Raw genomic sequence first — 20,952 nt, 5'->3', positions numbered from 1 at the left:
GAACGGGCCAAAAGCCTTAAGCGTCAACAGGCTGGCTTAACAGGTTGCCACGTCGGCGCAGGCCCGGGCGGCCTTGACCTCGGCCTTGAGGTTGTCGAGGCCGACGGCGCCGACCACAACCTTGAGCTTGGTGGCGTAGGACGGGGTGCCGGTCAGGTCGAGCTTCTCGGCCAGCTCGCGGACCTCGTTGATGTTGGCCTTGGCCTCATCGGAGGTTGCCTTCGCCTTCAGCACCGCCGGGTCCATCCCGAGGTCGGCCGCGACCGCCAGCGCCTTGTCGCCATCGACCTGGCCCTTCTCGGTGATGAGGGCGTTGTGGAAGTCGGCGTACTTTTCCGGCGCCGTCATGAGCACGGCGACGGCGACCTGCGCGGCGGCGACCGAGCCGTCGCCGAGGATCGGGAACTCCTTCAGCACGACGCGGAGGTTGGGGTCGTCCTTGATGAGCTGCTGCATGTCGGCGTGGGCGCGACGGCAGTAGGCGCAGTTGTAGTCGAAGAATTCGACCAGCGTGACGTCGCCCTTGGGATTGCCGAGCACGACCTCGTTGGCGGAGTCGAACAGGGTCTTGCTGTTGTCGGTGATCACCTGCGACTGGGCTACGCGGGCGGCCTCGTCTTCCTTGCGCTGCAGCTCGTTGATCGCGTCGCGGATGATCTCCGGGTTGGCGATCAGGTAGTTGCGGATGACGCCTTCGATCTCGGTGCGCTGGCTGTCGGAGATGTCGGCCATCTCCATCGCTCCGGGAGCCGGCGTCATGGCGGAGGGCGACGGGGTCATCGCCGGGGCCGGCTTGGATGCGGCGAGCATGTCCTTCACCATCGCCTCGACGGCGGCGCTGTCGATGCCGTGGCTGCGGGCGCCGAAGGTGTAGGCGAGGGCGCCGACGGCAATCGCCAGCACGAGGGCCAGCGCGGCGGCATAGCGGAAGTTCATTTGCTCACATCTCTCCGGCGCCCGAGCGGGCGGTGCGGCGACGCCAGGCGGCGCGCCAGGGATCAACCCTCACTTGCGGGGTTTATAGGACACGATGTCGTCGGCGCGAAGCCATGCCGGCGACCCGGTCTTCAACTTTGCTTGAGCCCGGGCGGCCTGGGCCTTGGCTTCGCCGAAGTTTCCCTCGGCAAACAGGCCCTGCGCCGTGGCGAGCTGGGCCATCGGGATATTGTTGACCATGGCATAGGCGCGGGCCAGCGAATGGTAGCCGATGCCCATGTCGGGCTCGCTCTGCAGCGCGGGGGTGAGCAGCTTGATGACCTCGGGCGCGCTGGCGGCGTTGTCGCTGGCGACGATCGCCTGGCCGAGCAGGATTTTCAGGATGCTGGAGCTCGGCGCCAGCGCCACCGCCTTGCGGAAGGCGGCGACGGCGCCAGGCTGGTTGCCGATCTCGAGCAGCGACTGGCCCTTCAGCTCGTAGAAATAAGGATCGTTCGGGCTCGCCGCGATCAGCGCATCAATCTGCTTCTGCGCCGCGCCCGGCTTGCCGGTGCGGTAGGCGACGATGGCGCGAGCGTACTTAGCCGCCAGGCTCTGGTCGGCGAGCGGGTAGCGGCGCAGCACCCGGTCGTTCGGCCACGTGAAGCCGACGAGCTTGGCGCGCACCAGGTCGTGGCGGCGCTGCAGGTCGGGCGAATCCTTGACGGCGGTGTACGGGCTCTTCGCCACCAACGCCTCGATCGCGATGACGCGATCGCGGGGCAGGGGGTGCGATTGCAGGTACGGGTTGATCTGCTGCGACAGGAGCAGGCTCTCGTCGGCGAGGCGCTTCATCGTCGCCAGCATGCCGGCGCCCGACTGGCCGGTGGCGGTGAGATACTTGATCGCGTTGCGGTCGGCGGCCGATTCCTGCTCGCGCCGGAACGACATCAGGCTGCGGTCGGCGATGCTCGGCGCCGCCGAGAGGATGCTGGTGCCGACGCCGCTCGCGCCCTGCGAGCCGGACGCGGCGCCCGCCGCAGCGGCGCCGACGCCGAGGATGCTGCCGACGAGCAGCGCCGCCTTGGTGTCGTCGATCTGCTGCACGAGGCGCGCGGTGTCCTCGTTGGCGATGTGGCCGGTCTCGTGGGCGAGCACGCCGATCAGCTCGTTCGGCGTCTCGGTCTGGATGATGGCGCCGACGTTGACGAACATGTGGTCGTGGTCGGTGACGAAGGCGTTGAAGGCGTCGCTGGGGACTATACGAATGTCGGGCATCTGGACGCCGGCGACCTTCATGATCGGGCGGAGGTAGTCATAGAGCAGCGCCTCGGTCTCGGCGTCGCGCACGACCGGCACCGACTCAGCAAGGGCGGAGAGCGGCGCGAGGCCGAGCAGCGCCGCAAAGCCGGCCGCCGATGCCCGGACTTTCCAAGTCCGGCCCCGCCTGCTAGTCACGCCCATCCGGCCCATGAACCCTCCAAACCGCATATTTTACAAGGCGTTGCCCGAAATGCTCCGCGACCGCACCCTAGGCCGGCAAATCTGGCGACAGCAAGACCGTATCGGCGGCGGGCGGCGATGAAAAAGGTGCTGCAGCCCTCGGCACGGAGCGCGGTCGAGCCGTTCATCGTCATGGAGGTGATGCGCGCGGCCGCCGACCGCGAGCATGCCGGCGACCGCGTCATCCACATGGAGGTCGGCCAGCCGGGCGCCGTCGCGCCGCGCGCCGTGCTCGATGCCGCGCGCGCTGCGCTCGACGACGGCGTGCTCGGCTACACCGAGGCGCTCGGCATCCGGAAGCTTCGCGCCCGCATCGCCCGGCACTATGCCGAGATGTACAAGCTCGAGGTGGCGATGGATCGTATCGCCATCACCACCGGCTCGTCAGCCGGCTTCAACCTCGCGTTCCTCGCCGCGTTCGACGCCGGCGACCGCATCGCGCTCGCGGCGCCCGGCTACCCGGCGTACCGCAATCTTGCGACCGCGCTCGGCCTCGAGACGGTCGACATCCCGGTCAACGCCGAGAGCGGCTACACGCTGACGCCGGCGATGCTGGACAAGGCGCATGCGGAGAAGCCGCTCGCCGGAGTGCTGGTCGCCAGCCCCGCCAATCCGACCGGCACGATCATGGCGCCGGCGGCGCTGAAGGCGCTTATCGAGGCGGCCGAGGATCTCGGCATCACCTTCATCTCCGACGAGATCTATCACCGGCTGGTCTACGAAGGCGTCGCGGCGACGGCGCTCGAATTCTCGAACGACGCGATCGTCGTCAATTCATTCTCAAAATATTACTGCATGACCGGCTGGCGCGTCGGCTGGATGGTGGTGCCCGATCCGCTGATCCGCGCCGTCGAGCGGCTGTCGCAGAATCTCGCGATCTGCGCGCCGACCATTTCGCAGCGCGCCGCGATCGGCGCTTTCGACGCCACCGCCGATCTCGACGTCATCCGCGACGGCTATGCCGCCAACCGGCGCCTGCTGCTCGAGCGGCTGCCTAAGATCGGCTTCGAAGATCTCTTCCCGGTCGACGGCGCCTTCTACGTCTATGCTTCGGTGCGCCGCTTCGCCAACGACTCGCTTGCCTTCGCCTCGCGCATGCTGGCGGAGGCGGGAGTGGCGGCGACGCCGGGCCATGATTTCGACCGGGTGAACGGCAATGGTTTCATCCGCTTCTCCTTCGCCGGCACCGAGGCGGCGATGGCCGAGGGGATGGACCGGCTCGCCCATTGGCTCAAATAGACAGATGGCGCTATCAAAGGGCCGAGGCCCGCATTTCGGAGTGAAAGCAACGTGACCCCGGCGATGGTGAGAGCCTTTACGGCGCTGGAGGCGCTGCGCTCGCCGGCGACGGCGGTGCCGATGCGCCAGCGCTTCGCCGACGATCCGGAGCGCTTCCGGCGCTTCTCGATCTCGTATGGCAACTTCCTGCTCGACTATTCCAAGAACCTGATCGACGAGGCGACGCTGCGCCACCTGCTGGCGCTGGCCGAGGCCGCCGAGGTCGAGCGCCACCGCGGCCAGATGTTCGGCGGCGAGGCGATCAACGTCACCGAAAACCGCCCGGTGCTGCACGTGGCGCTGCGCGCCGCGCCCGACGACGTCTACCGCGCCAACGGCAAGAACGTCGTGCCCGACGTGCAGGCGGTGCTCCAGCGCATGGCCGATTTCTCCGATGGCGTCCGCTCGGGGGCGATCGCCGGCGCCGGCGGCAAGTTCACCGACGTCGTCAACATCGGCATCGGCGGTTCGGACCTCGGCCCGGCAATGGCGACCAAGGCGCTGAAGCCGTACCACGACGGGCCGCGCCTGCATTTTGTCTCCAACGTCGATGGCGCACATATCCGCGACACGCTGGAGAAGCTCGATCCGGCGACGACGCTGTTCCTGATCGCCTCCAAGACCTTCACGACCACCGAGACGATGACCAACGCCGCCACCGCGCGGCAGTGGATCGTCAGCGGCATCGGCGAGGCCAAGGTGCCGGCGCACTTCGCCGCCATCTCGACGGCGCGCGAGCGGGTCGCCGATTTCGGCATCGGGCCGGAGCGCATGTTCGGCTTCTGGGATTGGGTCGGCGGGCGCTACTCGGTGTGGTCGGCCGTCGGCCTGTCGGTGATGATCGCGATCGGGCCGGAACGCTTCCGCGAGTTTCTCGACGGCGGGCGCAAGATGGACGACCACTTCCGCACCGCGCCGCTCGCCCAGAACATGCCGGTGATCATGGCGCTGATCGGAGTGTGGTACCGCAACGTCATGGGCTTCCCGATCCAGGCGATCCTGCCCTACGACCAGCGGCTGGAACGTTTGCCGGCGTACTTCCAGCAGCTCGACATGGAATCGAACGGCAAGCGCGTCGGTGTCGGCGGCAACCAGGTGCGCGGCGCGACCGGGCCGATCGTCTTCGGGGAACCCGGTACCAACGGGCAGCATGCGTTCTACCAGTTGCTGCATCAGGGCACCGATCCGGTGCCGGCCGATTTCCTGGTCGCGGCGCAGTCCGATATCGGCGAGGACGAGCACCAGTCGCTGCTGCTCGCCAATTGCCTGGCGCAGAGCGAGGCGCTGATGCGCGGCAAGAATCTCGCGGAGGTGCGCGAGGAACTGAAGAACCAGGGCCTCAGCCAGCGCGCCATCGACAAGCTGGCGCCGCACAAGGTGAGCCCCGGCAATCGGCCGTCGAACACGATCCTCTACCGCAAGCTCGACCCGCACACGCTCGGCATGATCATCGCGCTCTACGAGCACAAGGTGTTCGTGCAGGGCGTCATCTGGGGGATCAACTCGTTCGACCAGTGGGGCGTGGAGCTCGGCAAGACGCTCGCGACCGAGCTTCTGCCGCTCCTCAACCGCAGCGACGAGGACCATCCGCGCGACGCATCAACCGAAGGGCTGATGGCGACAATCCGCCTTTTCCGCGGCTCCTGAGCCTGTTCATTAATCATGGCGCAACCACTGCTCGCGTAAATTGCCGCGGCTTGGCAGCGCGCCGGCGGGAGGCTGGCGCGGCCCTCTGACGTGGGTTACGGGCGATGGTCGATAGTCGCGCGCGCAACACGCGCAAGCCGCTCGCGCCGGCGGCCGAGGAAAGCCTCCGGCGCCTGGTCGCGATCAGCCGCGATCTTGCCGCGCAGGACTGGCAGAGCGAGCGCGCGCTCTTCCGCGCCATGATCGACCAGGTGCCCGACTACCTGTTCGTCAAGGACACCGACAGCCGCTTCGTCATCGCCAATCGTGCCGTCGCCGCCGACGTCGGTGCGCAGCCGGACGACCTTATCGGCAAGACCGATTTCGACATCCACCCCGACGAGCGCGCCCGGCAATTCGTCGCCGACGAGCAGCGGGTGATCGCCAGCGGCAAGCCGCTGATCGACATCGACGAATTCATCGTCGACTTGAACGGGCGGCAGAAGTGGCTGTCGACTTCCAAGCTGCCCCTGCGCAACGCTGCCGGCGAGATCATCGGCATCGTCGGCATCTGCCGCGACGTGACCGAGCGCAAGCGCGCCGAGGAGCAGATCCATTTCATGGCGCACCACGATGCGCTGACGCGGCTGCCGAACCGCGCGCTGCTGATGGACCGGCTATCGTACGAGCTGCAGCATACGCGGCGGACGGGCGGCAAGGTAACCGTCGTGTTCGTCGATCTCGACAATTTCAAGCTGGTCAACGACAGCCTCGGCCACAACGCCGGGGACACGCTGCTCAAGATTATCGCCGAGCGTATGGTCAAGTGCGTGCGCGGCAGCGACACGGTGGTGCGGCTGGGCGGCGACGAGTTTGTCATCCTGCTGGTCGATGAGGCAGACGCGCCGCGGCCGCTGCCGGTGATCGACCGGCTGCGCGGCACGATCACCGAGCCGGTGCCGATCGAGGGGCAACTGTTCCGTGTCACCTGCTCGATCGGGCTCGCGACCTTCCCCGGCGACGGCGAGGACGCCGAGACACTGCTGATGAACGCCGACGTCGCCATGTACCAGGCGAAGGAAGGCGGGCGCGACACTTTCCAGTTCTATACCTCGGAGATGAACGAGGTGGCGCGCGAGCGGCGCCTGCTGCAGGAGGGCCTGCGGAACGCCATCGTCAACGAGGAATTCGCGCTGCTCTACCAGCCGCAGATCAACCTCCGCACCGGCGTCATCTTTGCCGTCGAAGCATTGGTGCGCTGGCACCATCCGCAGCTCGGGCTCGTGGCGCCGTCGCGCTTCATTCCGATGGCGGAGGAAAGCGGCCTGATCGTGCCGCTCGGCGACTGGGTGCTGCGCGAGGCCTGCCGGCAGAACAAGGCCTGGCAGGACGCCGGCATGGAGCCGATCACGGTGTCGGTCAACGTCTCGGCGCGCCAGTTCCGCGAGAAGACGTGGGTCGAGCGCGTCGCCAGGATTCTCAAGGAGACCGGCCTGCCGCCGGAGTATCTTGAGCTGGAGCTGACCGAGAGCCTGCTCATGCACGACGTGACGCAGGCGATCGACACCATGCGCCAGCTTCAATCGATCGGCGTCCATTTCTCGATCGACGATTTCGGCACCGGCTACTCCTCGCTCTCGGCGCTGAAGAGTTTTCCCGTGGCGCGGCTCAAGATCGACCAGTCGTTCGTGCGCAACCTGCCGCATGACGCCAACGACCGCTCGATCGCGACCGCGGTCATTTCGCTCGGCCAGAAGCTGAACATGAAGGTGATCGCCGAGGGCGTCGAGACTGACGCGCAGATGGCGTTCCTCACCGAAAACGATTGCGACGAGATCCAGGGCTACCACTTTTCGCGGCCCGTCGAGGCCGACGCGGTGGAGACAATGCTGCGCAAGCAGGCGGGGTAGCCGGCGGTTGCCTTCGGCCACCCGATCTGGTCCCATCGCCGCCATGAACAACCCTGTCCCGATGAAGTTCGGCATGGGCGCCCGCGTGCGGCGGATGGAGGACAAGTCCCTCATCACCGGCGCCGGGCGCTTCACGGACGACTACACGCCGGAGGGGACGCTCCGCGCGGTCGTCGTCCGCTCGGCGATGGCGCACGCCAGGATCGCGGTCAGCGGCGTCGCGGAAGCACGCGCCATGCCCGGCGTGCGGCTGATCCTGACGCATGCCGACATCGCCCCATACGGCGGCCTGCCGCAGAAGGGCGGCTTCAGGCAGGTCGACGGCAGCGGCATCAACAAGCCGAAGCATCCCTTGCTGGTCGGCGACGTCGTGCGCCACGTGGGCGACCCGATCGCGTTCGTTGTGGCGGACACGCTGGAGCAGGCGAAGGTCGCCGGCGAGGCGATCGTCATCGACTACGAGCCGCTGGAAGCGGTCACCAACATGCGGCAGGCGCTGGCGAAGAACGCGCCGCTGGTGTGGCCGGAGCTCGGCACCAACGTCGCCTTCGACTGCGACCGCGGTGACAAGGCTGCGACCGATGCGGCCTTCGCCAGGGCGGCGAAAGTTTCGCGCATCGAGATCGTCAACAATCGCGTCGTCGCCAACTATATGGAGACGCGCGGCATCGTCGCCGAATACGACGCGGGGACGGAGCGCTTCACGCTGACGCTCGGCACGCAGGGCGGCCACGGCATGCGCGACATCATCGCCAAGGACATCCTGCACATCGACCCGAAGGCGATCCGCGTGATCACGCCCGACGTCGGCGGCGGCTTCGGCACCAAGTCGTTCTGCTACCACGAGTATCCGCTGGCGGCGATCGCGGCGAAGCAACTCGGTAAGCCGGTTAAATGGATCGGCGAGCGGAGCGAGCATTTTCTCTCCGACAGCCAGGGGCGCGACAACATTGCGGTCGCCGAAATGGCGATGGACGCGGACGGAAAATTCCTCGCCATGCGCGTCGATCTTCTCGCCGACATGGGTGCTTACCTGTCTCAGTACGGCCCGCACATTCCGGAAGGCGGCCTGACGATGTCGACCGGCGTTTACGACATTCCGCAGCTCTACGCCTTCGGCCGCGGCATCTATACCAACACGGTGCCGGTCGATGCCTATCGCGGCGCCGGGCGGCCCGAGGCGGCGTACCTGATCGAGCGGCTGGTCGATATCTGCGGGCGCGACGCCGGCCTCGGCCCGGCGGAAATACGCCGGCGTAATTTCGTCCGGCCGGAGGCGCTGCCTTATACGACGCAGGGCGGCCGCATCTACGACAGCGGCGAATTCGACGGTCACATGACGAAGGCGCTGGCGCAGGCGGACTTCGCCGGCTTTCCTTCACGCGCCGCGGCAGCGAAGGCCGCCGGCAAGGCGCGCGGCATCGGCTTTGCCACCTACGTCGAGGCGTGCGCCTTCCCGGGCAGCGAGGGCGCCACCGTCATCCTCAACGACGACGGCACGGCGACGCTGCTGATCGGCACGCAGACCAACGGGCAGGGGCACGCCACCGCCTATGCACAGTTCATCGGCGGCCACCTCGGGCTCGACTACGACAAGATCACCGTCATCCAGGGCGATACCGACCGCGTGCCGACGGGCGAGGGGACCGGCGGCTCGCGGTCGATCCCGCTTGGTGCTGTGTCCGTTGACCGCGCCTCGATCAAGCTGGCCGGCCAGCTTCGCGCCGCCGCGGCAGTGCGGCTGGAAGCAAGGGCCGACGATTTGGAGTTCCACGACGGCACGGTGCGCGTCGCCGGCACCAACCGCGGGCTGACGCTCGCCGAACTGGCGCGATCCACCGCCGACAAATCGGTGCTCCGCGCCTACGACGAATCGTTCGAGCAGCCGGAGCCGACCTATCCGAACGGCACCCACGTCGTCGAAGTCGAGATCGATCCGGAGACCGGCGTCACAACCATCGTCAACTACACGATCGTCGACGACTTCGGCGCGACGGTGAATCCGATCCTGCTCGAGGGCCAGATCCACGGTGGCGTGGCGCAAGGTATCGGCCAGGCGCTCTACGAGCGCACGGTCTACGACGCCTCCGGCCAGTTGCTGACCGCGACGTTCCAGGATTATGCGATGCCGCGCGCCGACGGCATTCCGTTCCTCAATTTCGAGACGCGCAACGTGCCGGCCAAGACCAATCCATTCGGCATCAAGGGGGCAGGGGAGGCAGGCTCGATCGGCTCCTCGCCGGCGGTGATGAACGCCATCGCCGAGGCGCTGTGGCGGGAGTACCGCGTGCCGGGCATCGACATGCCGGCGACGCCGCTGCGGGTTTGGGAAGCGATCCGCGCGGCTGGCGGCAGGTAGGCGCGGCAGGCGGCAGGAGCTGCGGGCAGGAGGCACACCCCTCCGCAAAACCGCGAAATGCTGTTTTGGCCCTCCCACAAGGGGAGGGCTCAAGCGGAGTTTGGTGAAACTCGACGTTCCAGCAAGGATGAACCCTCCCCTTGTGGGAGGGTCAAAACGCCGAAGGCGTTTTGGGGAGGAGTGTCTCTCATCCTCTCTCAACGGCGTGCCGCCTGCTCACTCGCCGATTGTTACACCCGCCCAGTTCGCATCCGAACACCGCCGCGAAGCCTTGCCCGACTCCGCGCCGTGTGGTGGGTTGGCTTCCTCTCATGGCGCAGTACACGTCGGCGCAGCCGCTTGTCGGTATCGCGCTCAAGGTCATCTCGACGCTCGTCTTCACCGGCATGGCGACGCTGATCAAGCTCGTCAGCGACCGCTATCCCGTCGGCGAGATCGTATTCTTCCGTTCGTTCTTCGCGCTGATCCCGGTCGCTGCGTGGGTGGGGTGGCGCGAGTTCCCGCGCATCTTCCGCACGCCGCGTTTCGGCGGGCATGTCGTGCGCTCGATCGCCGGCGCCAGCGCGATGTTCTGCAGCTTCACGGCGCTGTCGCTGCTGCCGATCGCCGATGCCACCGCGATCGGCTACGCCTCGCCGCTGCTCACGGTCGTGTTCGCGGTGTTCCTGCTCGGCGAGAAGGTGCACGCCTATCGCTGGTCGGCGGTGGCGGTCGGCCTTTGCGGCGTGCTCGTGATCCTCTCCGACTACGTCGGGCCCGCGGCGAGCCAGGTCGCGCGCGGCAGCGTCATGGGCGCCGGCTTCGCGGTTGCGGGCGCGGTGGCGGCGGCGCTCGCCGCGACGCAGACGCGGAGTTTGACGCGCATCGAGCCGGCCGCGACGATCGTGGTCTACTTCTCGCTGCTCACGGCGGTGTTCGCGCTGGCGTCGCTGCCCTTCGGCTGGGCGGTTCCCGACGCGCTCGATCTCGCGGCGCTGGTCGGCGCCGGCATCTGCGGCGGCATCGGGCAGGTGCTGCTGACGCAGAGCTACCGCTTCGGCGATGCGTCGCTGATCGCGCCGTTCGACTATACCTCGATGATCTGGACGCTGGTCGTCAGCCTGCTCATCTTCGGCACGTGGCCGAGCGCGATCGTTCTTTCGGGCGCGGGCATCGTCATCCTCGCCGGGCTGTTTGTCATCTGGCGCGAGCGCAAGCTGGGCATCGAACGCACGCGGTCGAAGCGGGCGCAGACGCCGACGACGGTGAGTTGAGTCCACCTTCGACGCCGGAATGCAGCGCCAAGCAGGGAGGGGAGGCACCCCTCCCCAAAACGCCTCCGGCGTTTTGCCCCTCCCACAAGGGGAGGGTTCGTCGTGTTGGAAAACCACGCTCTACCAGACTCCGCTTGAGCCCTCCCCCTGTGGGAGGGCCAAAACCGCGTCGCGGTTTTGGGGAGGGGTGTCTCGCGGTCAACGCGAACCGGCGTCCCTCGGATGGCGGAAGCTTACTTCCCCTTGTACGGCAGGATTTTCTGCGTCTGCTCGCCGAGGCCGGCGATGCCGAGGTGGATCGTTTCGCCGCCCTTCAGGAACTTCGGCGGCTTCATGCCGGCACCGACGCCCGGAGGCGTGCCTGTGGTGATGACGTCGCCGGCTTCCAGCGCCATGAACTGGCTTAGGTACGAGACGAGGAACGCCACGCCGAAGATCATCGTCTCGGTGTTGCCGGTCTGCACGCGCTTGCCGTCGATATCGAGGAACATGTCGAGGTTCTGCACGTCCTTGATCTCGTCGCGCGTCACCAGCCACGGGCCGATCGGACCGAAGGTCGGGCAGCCTTTGCCCTTGGTCCACTGGCCGCCGCGCTCCTGCTGGAACTCGCGCTCGGAGACGTCGTGGCAGACGGTGAAGCCGGCAACGTGGCTCAGCGCCTTCGCCTCGTCGATGTAGCTGCCGCCCTTGCCGATGACGACGGCGAGCTCGACTTCCCAGTCGGTCTTCTTGGAAGCGCGCGGGATCTGCACATCGTCGTTCGGGCCGACGATGCACGATGGCGCCTTGTTGAAGACGATTGGCTCCTTCGGAATCTGCGCGCCGGTCTCCTTGGCGTGGTCGACGTAGTTGAGGCCGATGGCGATGAAGTTGCGCACGCCGCCGACGACGGGCCCCAGGCGCGCGTTCTTCGGGGCGGCCGGAAGGTCCGCGATCTTCGCCTTCTTGATCTTGGCGATGGCACCGTCGGCGAGCGTCTCGGGCGTGATGTCGGAGACGACGCGCGACAGGTCGCGGATGACGCCGGCCTTGTCGACGATGCCGGGCTTCTCGCGGCCCTTCGGCCCAAAACGGACGAGCTTCATTTCGCAGAATCCCCCAAAACCCCGTGTGAAAGACGTGTCGGCGTAGCCCGATCGACGGCATGGCTCAAGGGGCAAATCGCGTTTGCACCTACTGGTATTTCCGCAAAAGGTCAGTATCATTGACCTAATAGAAAAAGACGGTCCCCAAAGACGGCGCCCCATGGAAACGCTCCTGCCTCTCTTCGGCTACGTCGTCGTGTCCTCGGTCACGCCGGGGCCGAACAACCTGATGATGCTGCAGTCCGGCGCCAACTTCGGATTGGGCCGCACCTTTCCGCATATTCTGGGCGTCGCCTTCGGCTTCCCGGTGATGATTGTCGCGATCGGCTTCGGCCTGACTTACGTCTTCGATGCGTACCCGGCGGTGCATACCGTCCTCAAATGGGTGTCGTTCGTCTACCTCTTGTGGCTCGCTTGGCAGATCGCCTCGGCGGGGCGGCCGCATGCCGTGGCCGCCGACGGCCGGCCGGTGACCTTCCTGCAGGCGGCGGCGTTCCAGTGGGTCAATCCCAAGGCGTGGGCCATGGGCATCGGCGCGCTGGCGCTGTTCACCACCGCCGGCGGCAACAAGGTCGTCGAGGTCGGTATCATCGCGCTGCTCTTCGGCCTGGTCTGCCTGCCCAACGGCGTCGCCTGGACTCTGTTCGGCCGTGCCATCGCCGGCTTCCTGCAGGACGACCGCAACCGCCTGTGGTTCAACATCGGCATGGCGGTGCTGCTGGTCGTCTCGGTCGTGCCGACGCTTTTCGAGTAGGCTGCCGGCATGGTGCAGGTTCCGACCATCGACGACGTCCGTGCCGCGGCGAAGCGTATCGCCGGCCACGCAGTGCGGACGCCGCTTCTTTCCAGCGCGTACCTCGACGAGGTGACCGGCGCGCGCGTGCTGATCAAGCCGGAGAATCTCCAGCGCACCGGCACGTTCAAATTCCGCGGCGCCTACAATGCGATTGCGGCGCTGACCCACGAGGTGCGCGCGGCGGGCATCGTCGCGGTGTCGTCGGGCAACCATGCGCAGGGCGTCGCCGAGGCGGCGCGTCTGTTCGGGGCGGCGTCGATCATCGTCATGCCGGCGGATGCGCCTGCCATCAAGCGGGAACGGACGGAGCGGAGCGGCGGGCGCGTCGTCACCTACGACCGGCGGACGGAGAATCGCGACACTGTCGTCGCGGCCTTGATCGCGAAACACGGCGGCACGCTGGTGCATCCCTACAACGATTTTCACGTCATCGCCGGGCAGGGAACCATCGGCCTCGAGGTCGCGGAAGATTGCGCGGCGCGTGGCGTCGTGCCGGATGCGGTGCTCGTGCCGTGTGGCGGCGGCGGATTGTCGTCCGGTGTCGGCCTGGCGCTGCGTCATGCTTATCCGTCGATCGAGCCCGTGCTGGTCGAGCCGGACGGCTTCGACGACTACCGCCGCTCGCTCGCCGAGGATCGCATCGTCGCCAACGCGGCGACCGCGGGCTCGGTCTGCGACGCACTGCTCGCCGTGTCGCCGGGCGATATCGGCTTTGCCCTCAACCGCGCCAACAGCGCTACCGCCGTGTCGGTCAGCGATGCCGAGGCGCTGGCCGCAGTCGCCTTCGCGTTCCGCGAATTGAAGCTGGTGGTGGAGCCCGGCGGCGCCGTCGGCCTCGCCGCGCTGCTATCGGGCAAGGCGGCGATGGCGCGCGGCGCGACGGTCGTCGTTGTCCTCTCCGGCGGCAATATCGATCCGCCCGTGCTGGCGCGGGCGCTGGCGCTGGCGGAGAATCCATGACGGAACTGATCACCACGCTCGGGCCGCTGCGCGCCGATCAGCTTGGCGCGATGCTGCCGCACGAGCACGTGTTCGTGGATCTGCGCACCTGGGACAAGCCGGGCTACGGCGAGGCGGAGGCCGCCGACGTCGTGGCGCTGATGGCGCCGGAGATCGAGCGGATCAAGAAACTCGGCTACACCGCGCTGGTCGAATGCTCCACCGTCGGCGTCGGGCGGCGCGCTGACATGGACCTCGCCGTCTCGCAGGCGACCAACTTTCCGATTGTGGTGCCGACCGGGATTTACCGCGAGCCCTGGGTGCCGCCGTTCGGGCACGAGTGGTCGGAGGACAGGCTCGCCGACTGGATGCTGGCCGAGCTCACCGAGGGCATCGAGAATTCCGGCGTGAAGGCGGCCTGGATCAAGGTCAGCGCCGGCGACGATGGCATCACGCCGGTCGAGGCCAAGATTCTCCGCGCCGCGGCCCGCGCGGCGGTGAAGACCAACGCCGCAATCGGCAGCCATACGATCAAGGGCCGGGTCGTGATGGACCAACTCGACATCATCGAGAAGGCCGGCCATTCAGCGTCGCGCTTCATCTCGATCCATACGCAAGCGGAGCCCGACCCGGCGATGCACTTGGCCGTCGCGAAGCGCGGCGCCTTCATCGAGTACGACTGGATCGGCGTGCACGGCTCGGACGAGAGCTACATCGAGAATATCCATCGCGTGCTCGATGCCGGCTTTGGGCGTCAGCTTCTGCTCAGCCATGATCGCGGCTGGTACGACCCGGCGCTGCCCAAGGGCGGCACGCCGAAGCCGTACACCTACCTGCACGATGTCTTCCTGCCGAAGCTTGCCGCCTCCGGCGTCGATGCCGGCACGATCGCGACCATTACCCGCGATAATCCTTTCCGGGCGTTTGCCCGCTAGGGTGGCTGGAGCTAGTTTCCTCGCCGCCCACACGATTCTCGCCGGCCCCGACAGATGACAACCGAGCCCAACGCCGTTACCGCGGCGCCGTCGCACTACGTGCTGCGGATGTGGATCTTCTACGCCGGCTATTTCATCTTCGGCGGCATCTCGACGCCGTTCTTCCCGGTGTGGCTGCAGGCGCGCGGCCTCTCCGAGATCGAGATCGCGCAGGTGATCGCGCTGCCGCAACTGATCCGCGTGTTCCTGACGCCGCTCTCCGGGCTCTACGCCGACCGGGCGCCGAGCCGGCGCTTCGCCACCATCAGCTTCACGGTGCCGGCGGCGTTCCTCTTTCTGCTTGCCTATCCGGCGCACGACTTCTGGTCGCTGCTCATCACCACCGGCATCGCCTTCACCATTTTCGGCATGGCGCTGCCGCCGGTCGAGGCGCTGGCGCTCACCGGCGTCCGCCGCTTCGGCCTCGACTATGGGCGCATGCGCATGGGCGGCTCGGTCGCCTTCATCGTGGCGAACCTTGCGAGCGGCGCGCTGCTCGGCATCTTCGTCGCCGACGACATCTATTTCTTCCTGCTCATCGCGCTGTTCTTCGCCGCCGGCATCTCGTTCGTGCTGCCGCGGACACCGCCGGCGGTGCGGGCCGAGGACGACGCGGCCAAGCCCGACGTGCGCTCGTCGCGCGAGGTGCTCGGCAACCGCGCGTTCCTCGCCATCCTCATCGCCGTCGGCGTCGTGCAGGGCAGCCACGCCATCCTCTATTCCTTCGGCAGCATCGAGTGGCACGCGCTCGGCTATTCGTCGTTCCAGATCGGCGCGTTCTGGGCGTTCAGCCTGGTGTGCGAAATCTCGGTGTTCGCCTTCGCGCGGCCGCTGGTGAAACGCTTCGGTGCGCACAATCTGCTGCTCATCGGCGCCGGCGCCACGGTCGTGCGCTGGATCCTTTTCCCGCTGATGCCGCCGTTGGGCTTCGCCGGCTTCGCCTTCACGATGGCGCTGCACGGGTTGACCTTCGGCGCCACGTACCTCGGCGCGCAGCAGACCATCGCGCGCATGATTCCGGAGAAGATGACGGCGTCGGCGCAGGGCATCTTCGCCATGGTCACCGGCGTGTCGATGGCGGTGGCGACCTCGCTCGCCGGACCGATCTACCATGCGCTCGGCATCGACGGATTTTTCGTCATGGCGCCGGTGGCGGGGCTGTCGTTCCTGACGCTGCTTGCCGTGCGCCGGCGCGTGCAGTAGCGCCAAACGAAAACGGGCGCCCGAAGGCGCCCGCTCGAAACTCGTGCGTCGACGGTTAGTCGAAGCGGCCCGAGGCGTGGGCGAGCATCGTGTAGACCTTGCCCGTGTCGGAGGTCAGGTACGCGCCGCCGGCGGCGCGGTCCTTGCCCGACTTGGTCACCTCGGCGAGCAGCTTCTCGAAATCCGAGACGTAGCGGTCGACCGCGGCGCGGAAGTCGCCGTCGCGCTGATACTTCTTGCGGATCTCGTCGAAGGTCTGCTGGCCCGACAGCGTGTAGAGCCGGCGGGTGAACAGGTTCTTCTCGCCCTTGCTGTGACGGGCCCAGAGCTCGACCGCGGCGTCGTGGTCGATGGCGCGGGCGATGTCGGCCGAGATGGCGCCGAGGCCCGCCGGCGCGGCGGAGCCGTTGGCTTCGGCCGGGACCACGGCGGTCTGCGGACGTTCGATTGTCGGAGCAGGGGCCTCGTCGTCGGTCGAGGCGCGGCGCAGCAGGTCGGAGACCCAGCCTTCGCCGGCCTCGTCGCTGGCCGTAGCCGTGCGGAGCGCGGCGGGAGCCTGGCGCGGCACCGAGCGGGCCGGCGACTTCGCCACCGGGACCGGCTGCGGAGCCGCGGCACCGTTGCCATTGCCGTTGCCGCCGCCGCGGCGGGGTTCGGCGGTGTAGCGCGCCGCGGCCGGCTCGGCGACGGTCGGCGCCAGTTGCACCGGCTCTACGGCGACCGCGGTCGCCTCGAGGCGGATGCGCGGCTCGCCCAGCGCCGGGCTCGACAGGTCGAAATTCTTGCCGTGCCGATTGATGATCTCGGACAGCTCGCTGAGCGCCTTGATCTGGTCGCCGACGACGCGGCGCATGGCCTCGGCACCCTCGCGGGCCTCCTCGGGCAGTTCGAGCACGCCGCGGCGCAGTTCCTCGCGGGTGACCGACAGGTCTCGCTGCAGGTCCTGCGTCGCCTGGCGCATCTCGCGCGAGGCTTCGGCGAAGCGGCGCGACAGCTCGGTCATCGCCTGGCCCATGTCGGTGATCATGGCCTTGTTCGACTCGCGCACCGCGTCCGCGGCCTTGCGGCTTTCGGTGCCGGCGGTGCGGTTCATCGTCTCGAAGTTGTCGATGACGCCCTTGGTGGCGGTCGCCGTGTTCTCCGTCAGCATGCGGCTGACGGCGGTGGCGCGCTCCTCGGCGGTCTTCAGCGTCTCGGCGATGATGCGGGTGAACGACTTCATCAGGCCGTCGAGTTCCTCGCTGCGCGACTTGAGGCCGGCGGTGAGCTGCTCGAGCTGCGGGCGGCGCTCCTCGACGGTGGTCTGGATCTGGCGGTTGACGTCGGCGAGGTTGCGGGTCGCGGCGCCGAGAGAGGTGCTCTGCTCCTCGAACCGCTTCACGACGCTGCCGACGCCCTCGATGATCTCGCGCGAGACGTCGCGGAGCTTGCCGACCTGGCCGCCGAGCTCGTTGGTGGAAAGCTGTGTCGCCTCGACCGCGTGGCCGATGGCGGCCTTGAACTCGGTCGAGCGGGTGGCGAGCTGCGTCTCGATCTTGGCGAGGTTGTCGGAGGTCGAGCCGAGCAGCGCGTTCAGCACGTCGTTCGACTGCTTGAGTCGGGTCGAGATGTCGGCAACTTCGGTCTTCAGCGTGTTGTTGGTCGACACGAAGGTGTTGGCGACCTGCTGGCCGCTCGCCATGAGCGTGCGCGCGGCTTCCTCGCTGCGCGTCGCCACCATCTCGACGACCTGCGCGCCGGTATTGTTGAGCGTGTAGAGCAGCGCGTTGGAGCGGCCGTCCAGCAGCGCGGCCAGCTCGCCGGAGCGCGCGCCGAGCACCTCGTTGAAGTCGCGGGTGCGCACTTCCAGCGCCTCGGTGACCGCGTTGGCGCGGGCGCCGAACATGCCCTCGATCTCGTTGATGGCGCGGCCGAGGATGGTCGAGGCTTCGGCGGCCGACGAGCGGATCGAGCGGGTCGCCTCGTTCGATTCGTTGGTCAGGCGCTGCGTGACGTCGGTGACGGTCTCACGGATGGTGAGGGCCACGTCTTCGCTGCGCGCGGCAAGCGAGTCGGTGATCGAGTTGGCGCGCTCGGTCAGCGTCTCGGCGAGCGTCTCGATGCGCGAGGTCAGGCTGCCGCCGACCTCGATCAGGCGATCGTCGATGAGCGCCGCGAACTCGGTCTGGCCCGAGGTGAACGTCTCGGCGATCTCGCGGGTGCGCTCGATGAGCGTCTGGTTGATCTGGCGCGAGCGGTGGTCGAGCGCCTCGGCGATGCGGTGGGCGTTCGATTCCAGCGCCTCGGAGACGTCCTCGATCTTGAGGCGGATGCCGTCGCCGAACTGCGACAGCTTGCTCTGCAGGGCGGTCTCCATCGAGTGCGCCTGCTCGGAAAGCGAGGTGATCAGTTCCGGGCCGCGCTCGCTGACCAGTTCCGAAATCTTGGCGAAGCGGTTCTCCAGCACGTCGCCCAGTTCCTGGCTGCGGCGCTGGATGATGTCGCCGAACTTGGTACCGGCTTCGACGACCTTGCCGTGGATCGCCTGGCCCTTCTGGTCGATGGCATCGGCGACTTCGGTGCCCGAGGTGATGATCTTCTCGTGGATCGTGACGCCGCGGCTTTCGATGGCGTTGGCGACATCGCGGCCGGAGGCGAGGATCTTCTGGTGGATCGACGTGCCGCGGCTTTCGATGGCGTCGCCGATGTGCTGCGTCGCCTCGACGATCGAGTCGTAGATGGCGGTGCCGCGGCCTTCGATCGAATCCGCGATCTCGCGCGACGACGACAGGATGCGCTCGTGGATGGAGGCGCCGCGCGACTCGATCTCGTTGGCGATCTGCGAGCCGGACTCCACGATGCGCTCGTGGATGGTGTTGCCCTGGTCGATGATGCGGTCGGCGATGCGCGTGCCGCTGTCCACGATGCGCTCGTGGATGGCGCCGGCGCGCGAGGCGACCGTCTCGGCGATCTCGTTGCCCGAGGCGATGATCGTCTCGTTGATCTTCATGCCGCGGACGGCAATCGCCTTGGCGACTTCGCCGCCGACGGAGGCGAGGCGCTGCGTCAGCTCGGCGCTGCGCTCGTCGAAGGAGTCGTAGACCGAGGTGGTGGCCGAGTTGATCGCCTCGCGCAGGCCGTTGGTGCGCGTCTCGATCAGGTTGGCCATGGCTTCGCCGGTCGAGGCGAGGCGCTCGTTCAGTTCGGTGCCGTTGACCGCGATCGATTCAAAGATGCGGTCGCCGGTGCGCGACAGGCGGTCGGCGAGCTCGCCGCCGCGGTTGGTGATCGTCTCGGCGATGCGCGTGCCGGTCTCGTCGAGCTTGTCGGCGATTTCCTGGCCGCGGAGCGCGAGGTCGACAAGAAGGGAGTCGGCGTTCGACTTCAACGCCTCGTTCACCTCGGTGACATGCTTGGAAATCGTCGCGGCGGCCATGTTGCCGGTTTCGCTGATCGATTTCGTGATGTCCTCGGTGCGGCCTTCGAAGCCGGCGATGAGTTCGGCGCCGACGGAGGAGAGGGTGTCGTTCACCTCCTGGCCGCGCTCGCTGATCGTGTCGGCCATGGCGCGGCCGGTCGACGACAGCGTCTCGTTGATCTCGGACGAACGGGCGAGCAGCGCGTCGGTGACTTCCGCGCCGGTCTGCGCGAGCGAGACGGCGACGTCGCTGACGGTGTCGGCCAGGCGCGAGACGAGGTCCTCGCCACGGGCGGAGAGCTGGTCGACCATCGCTTCGCCGGCGGTGCCGAGCGCGGCGGTGATCTGTTCGCCGCGGTCGGTGAGCGCCGCAGTGATGCGGTTGCCGGCGGTGGTGACGTTGTCGGAAATAGATTCCGACGCGATGCGGAGGTCCTTCGACAGGGCTTCCTGCGCCGAGACGATCGAGGTGCGAACGCGCTCGGAGTTGATGACGATCGCCTCGCGCTGGCCGGCGAGGTCGTCGATGAGCGCGCGCATGCGCGTTTCGTTGTCGGAGTACGAGCGTTCCAGCGCCGCGACTTCGTTGTGGACGAGGAGTTCCAGTTCCGAGGCGCGGGCGAGCGCGCGCTCGATGCCGTCGCCGACGGCGGCGACTTCGCGGCGCACCGCCTGGCTGACGTTGATGACGGCGTCGGTCGCCATGTTTTCCGGCTCGGACAGGCGGATCGCCATGTCGGAGACGGAGCGGGCGACGTAGCGCAGTTCCTGCGTCCGCCACATGGTCGAGGCGATGGCCCAGACGAAGCCGATCGGGACGAAGAGGAACAGTGCGACGTTGAGGAAGCGCGGATTGGTGACGATGTCGCCGCCTTCGCCGGTGAGGCCGCCGGTCGACATTGCGTAGACGACGACGAAGATTGCCCAGGCGGCGGAGAGCACCATCGCGGCCGGATAGATGAGGCGCGAGGGGCGGCGCATCGGGCCGGCGACCGTGCGGCGGTCGTCGTTTGCGGCGAAGCGGCTGCGGCGCTGCTCGGCGGCGCGGGCGCGGACCGGGTTTACAGGCGCCGGCGCCTCGTTCGGGCCCTCGGCGAAAGTGCGCGGCGGCGGATCGCGGCGCGGTTCCTCCGCGGCGCGGCGCGGCTCGTCACGCGGGCGCGGCGGCTGCGGCGCGGCGGCATCGCCACGGCGCGGCGGCGCGGGGACGCGCGGCTGCTCTGGACGGCGCTGGCTGGCGGTGGTGCGGGGTTCGTTGGCGCTGGTGCGGGCCGCGCGATCCCGGCGGCCATCGTCACTTGTGTCGGGAGCGGGCGCGCCGTCCTCGGGCGTATAGTCGAGCCTGAGCGCCTCTTCGACCGCCGAGAGGGCGGCGTCGTTGGGGTTCTTGGTTCTCGGGGTAGTTGCCATTTACAATCCGCCTCGCGCCGAACTCAAAACCACATCGGGCCTGCCGGGCAGATCAACGCCCGGCAATAGCGCAAGCGAACGTCGCGAGATCGAGGCGTGCGGACGCTCCGCACAAACTTTCCCCCTCCCGCGGCGCACGCCGCGCAAAGACTGGTAAAACTGACCAGTCCGGGTGGCCTCCACCCATGCCGCTAAATCATCCTAGTGGCACATTCATGGCAGAGGAACCCGGAATCTTCGAGCGTTCACCGCTAAGACCGTAAACAGGTTCAAGAACATGCCGGTGACGGCTCGACACGGAAGC

13 protein-coding genes are annotated in these 20,952 nt (G+C 67.7%); 9 read left to right on the top strand and 4 right to left on the bottom strand.

Going from position 1 to position 20,952, the window contains the following annotated elements; translation table 11 throughout:
* Positions 1-36: 36 nt before the first annotated feature.
* A complete protein-coding gene (locus tag WDM94_12100; GenBank protein ID MEJ0013340.1) occupies positions 37-936 on the bottom strand; it encodes a DsbA family protein in 900 nt (299 codons plus the stop codon).
* 69 nt (positions 937-1,005) lie between these two features.
* Positions 1,006-2,373: a M48 family metalloprotease gene (locus tag WDM94_12095; GenBank protein ID MEJ0013339.1), complete on the bottom strand. Its 1,368-nt coding sequence runs from the start codon at positions 2,371-2,373 to the stop codon at positions 1,006-1,008.
* A gap of 132 nt (positions 2,374-2,505) precedes the next feature.
* On the opposite strand from WDM94_12095, the gene WDM94_12090 reads away from it, so the two are divergent.
* The 5 genes from WDM94_12090 to WDM94_12070 all read left to right on the top strand — a co-directional run bounded on the left by WDM94_12090 (position 2,506) and on the right by WDM94_12070 (position 10,844).
* On the top strand, positions 2,506-3,657 hold the full coding sequence (locus tag WDM94_12090) for an aminotransferase class I/II-fold pyridoxal phosphate-dependent enzyme (GenBank protein MEJ0013338.1): 1,152 nt from the start codon (positions 2,506-2,508) through the stop codon (positions 3,655-3,657).
* Positions 3,658-3,720: 63 nt separating this feature from the next.
* Entirely contained in the window at positions 3,721-5,343 is a 1,623-nt protein-coding gene (pgi, locus tag WDM94_12085; protein MEJ0013337.1) for a glucose-6-phosphate isomerase, read from the top strand.
* Positions 5,344-5,447: 104 nt separating this feature from the next.
* The gene (locus tag WDM94_12080; GenBank protein MEJ0013336.1) at positions 5,448-7,232 is read left to right on the top strand and encodes an EAL domain-containing protein; all 1,785 of its coding nucleotides are present in this window, start codon (positions 5,448-5,450) and stop codon (positions 7,230-7,232) included.
* A 43-nt stretch (positions 7,233-7,275) separates the two neighbouring features.
* The gene (locus tag WDM94_12075) at positions 7,276-9,591 is read left to right on the top strand and encodes a xanthine dehydrogenase family protein molybdopterin-binding subunit (GenBank protein ID MEJ0013335.1); all 2,316 of its coding nucleotides are present in this window, start codon (positions 7,276-7,278) and stop codon (positions 9,589-9,591) included.
* A gap of 311 nt (positions 9,592-9,902) precedes the next feature.
* A complete protein-coding gene (locus WDM94_12070; protein MEJ0013334.1) occupies positions 9,903-10,844 on the top strand; it encodes a DMT family transporter in 942 nt (313 codons plus the stop codon).
* A 233-nt stretch (positions 10,845-11,077) separates the two neighbouring features.
* Here WDM94_12070 and WDM94_12065 read toward each other — a convergent pair whose 3' ends face one another.
* Positions 11,078-11,929: a fumarylacetoacetate hydrolase family protein gene (locus tag WDM94_12065; GenBank protein MEJ0013333.1), complete on the bottom strand. Its 852-nt coding sequence runs from the start codon at positions 11,927-11,929 to the stop codon at positions 11,078-11,080.
* A 160-nt stretch (positions 11,930-12,089) separates the two neighbouring features.
* On the opposite strand from WDM94_12065, the gene WDM94_12060 reads away from it, so the two are divergent.
* The 4 genes from WDM94_12060 to WDM94_12045 are packed head-to-tail and all read left to right on the top strand — an operon-like array spanning position 12,090 to position 15,841.
* Positions 12,090-12,683: a LysE family translocator gene (locus WDM94_12060; GenBank protein ID MEJ0013332.1), complete on the top strand. Its 594-nt coding sequence runs from the start codon at positions 12,090-12,092 to the stop codon at positions 12,681-12,683.
* Positions 12,684-12,692: 9 nt separating this feature from the next.
* Positions 12,693-13,685, top strand: coding sequence for a threonine/serine dehydratase (locus WDM94_12055; GenBank protein MEJ0013331.1), 993 nt, complete (start codon positions 12,693-12,695; stop codon positions 13,683-13,685).
* Positions 13,682-14,599, top strand: coding sequence for an esterase (locus WDM94_12050; GenBank protein MEJ0013330.1), 918 nt, complete (start codon positions 13,682-13,684; stop codon positions 14,597-14,599). The genes WDM94_12055 and WDM94_12050 overlap by 4 nt, the downstream gene beginning before the upstream one ends.
* Before the next feature lie 54 nt (positions 14,600-14,653).
* Positions 14,654-15,841: an MFS transporter gene (locus tag WDM94_12045; GenBank protein MEJ0013329.1), complete on the top strand. Its 1,188-nt coding sequence runs from the start codon at positions 14,654-14,656 to the stop codon at positions 15,839-15,841.
* 55 nt (positions 15,842-15,896) lie between these two features.
* Here WDM94_12045 and WDM94_12040 read toward each other — a convergent pair whose 3' ends face one another.
* Positions 15,897-20,648, bottom strand: coding sequence for a hypothetical protein (locus WDM94_12040; GenBank protein ID MEJ0013328.1), 4,752 nt, complete (start codon positions 20,646-20,648; stop codon positions 15,897-15,899).
* Positions 20,649-20,952 lie beyond the last annotated feature (304 nt).

The organism is Bauldia sp. (genome assembly GCA_037200845.1).
GTDB lineage: Bacteria > Pseudomonadota > Alphaproteobacteria > Rhizobiales > Kaistiaceae > DASZQY01.
Note: the sequence above shows the minus strand (reverse complement) of the source record. Positions and strands in the feature narration are given on the sequence as shown.

Coding starts and splice junctions, on each gene's coding strand:
- WDM94_12070 (MEJ0013334.1), top strand. CDS start 9,903: ATGGCGCAGTACACGTCGGCGCAGCCGCTTGTCGGTATCGCGCTCAAG.
- WDM94_12075 (MEJ0013335.1), top strand. CDS start 7,276: ATGAACAACCCTGTCCCGATGAAGTTCGGCATGGGCGCCCGCGTGCGG.
- WDM94_12100 (MEJ0013340.1), bottom strand. CDS start 936: ATGAACTTCCGCTATGCCGCCGCGCTGGCCCTCGTGCTGGCGATTGCC.
- WDM94_12045 (MEJ0013329.1), top strand. CDS start 14,654: ATGACAACCGAGCCCAACGCCGTTACCGCGGCGCCGTCGCACTACGTG.
- WDM94_12080 (MEJ0013336.1), top strand. CDS start 5,448: ATGGTCGATAGTCGCGCGCGCAACACGCGCAAGCCGCTCGCGCCGGCG.
- pgi (MEJ0013337.1), top strand. CDS start 3,721: ATGGTGAGAGCCTTTACGGCGCTGGAGGCGCTGCGCTCGCCGGCGACG.
- WDM94_12040 (MEJ0013328.1), bottom strand. CDS start 20,648: ATGGCAACTACCCCGAGAACCAAGAACCCCAACGACGCCGCCCTCTCG.
- WDM94_12050 (MEJ0013330.1), top strand. CDS start 13,682: ATGACGGAACTGATCACCACGCTCGGGCCGCTGCGCGCCGATCAGCTT.
- WDM94_12060 (MEJ0013332.1), top strand. CDS start 12,090: ATGGAAACGCTCCTGCCTCTCTTCGGCTACGTCGTCGTGTCCTCGGTC.
- WDM94_12055 (MEJ0013331.1), top strand. CDS start 12,693: ATGGTGCAGGTTCCGACCATCGACGACGTCCGTGCCGCGGCGAAGCGT.
- WDM94_12065 (MEJ0013333.1), bottom strand. CDS start 11,929: ATGAAGCTCGTCCGTTTTGGGCCGAAGGGCCGCGAGAAGCCCGGCATC.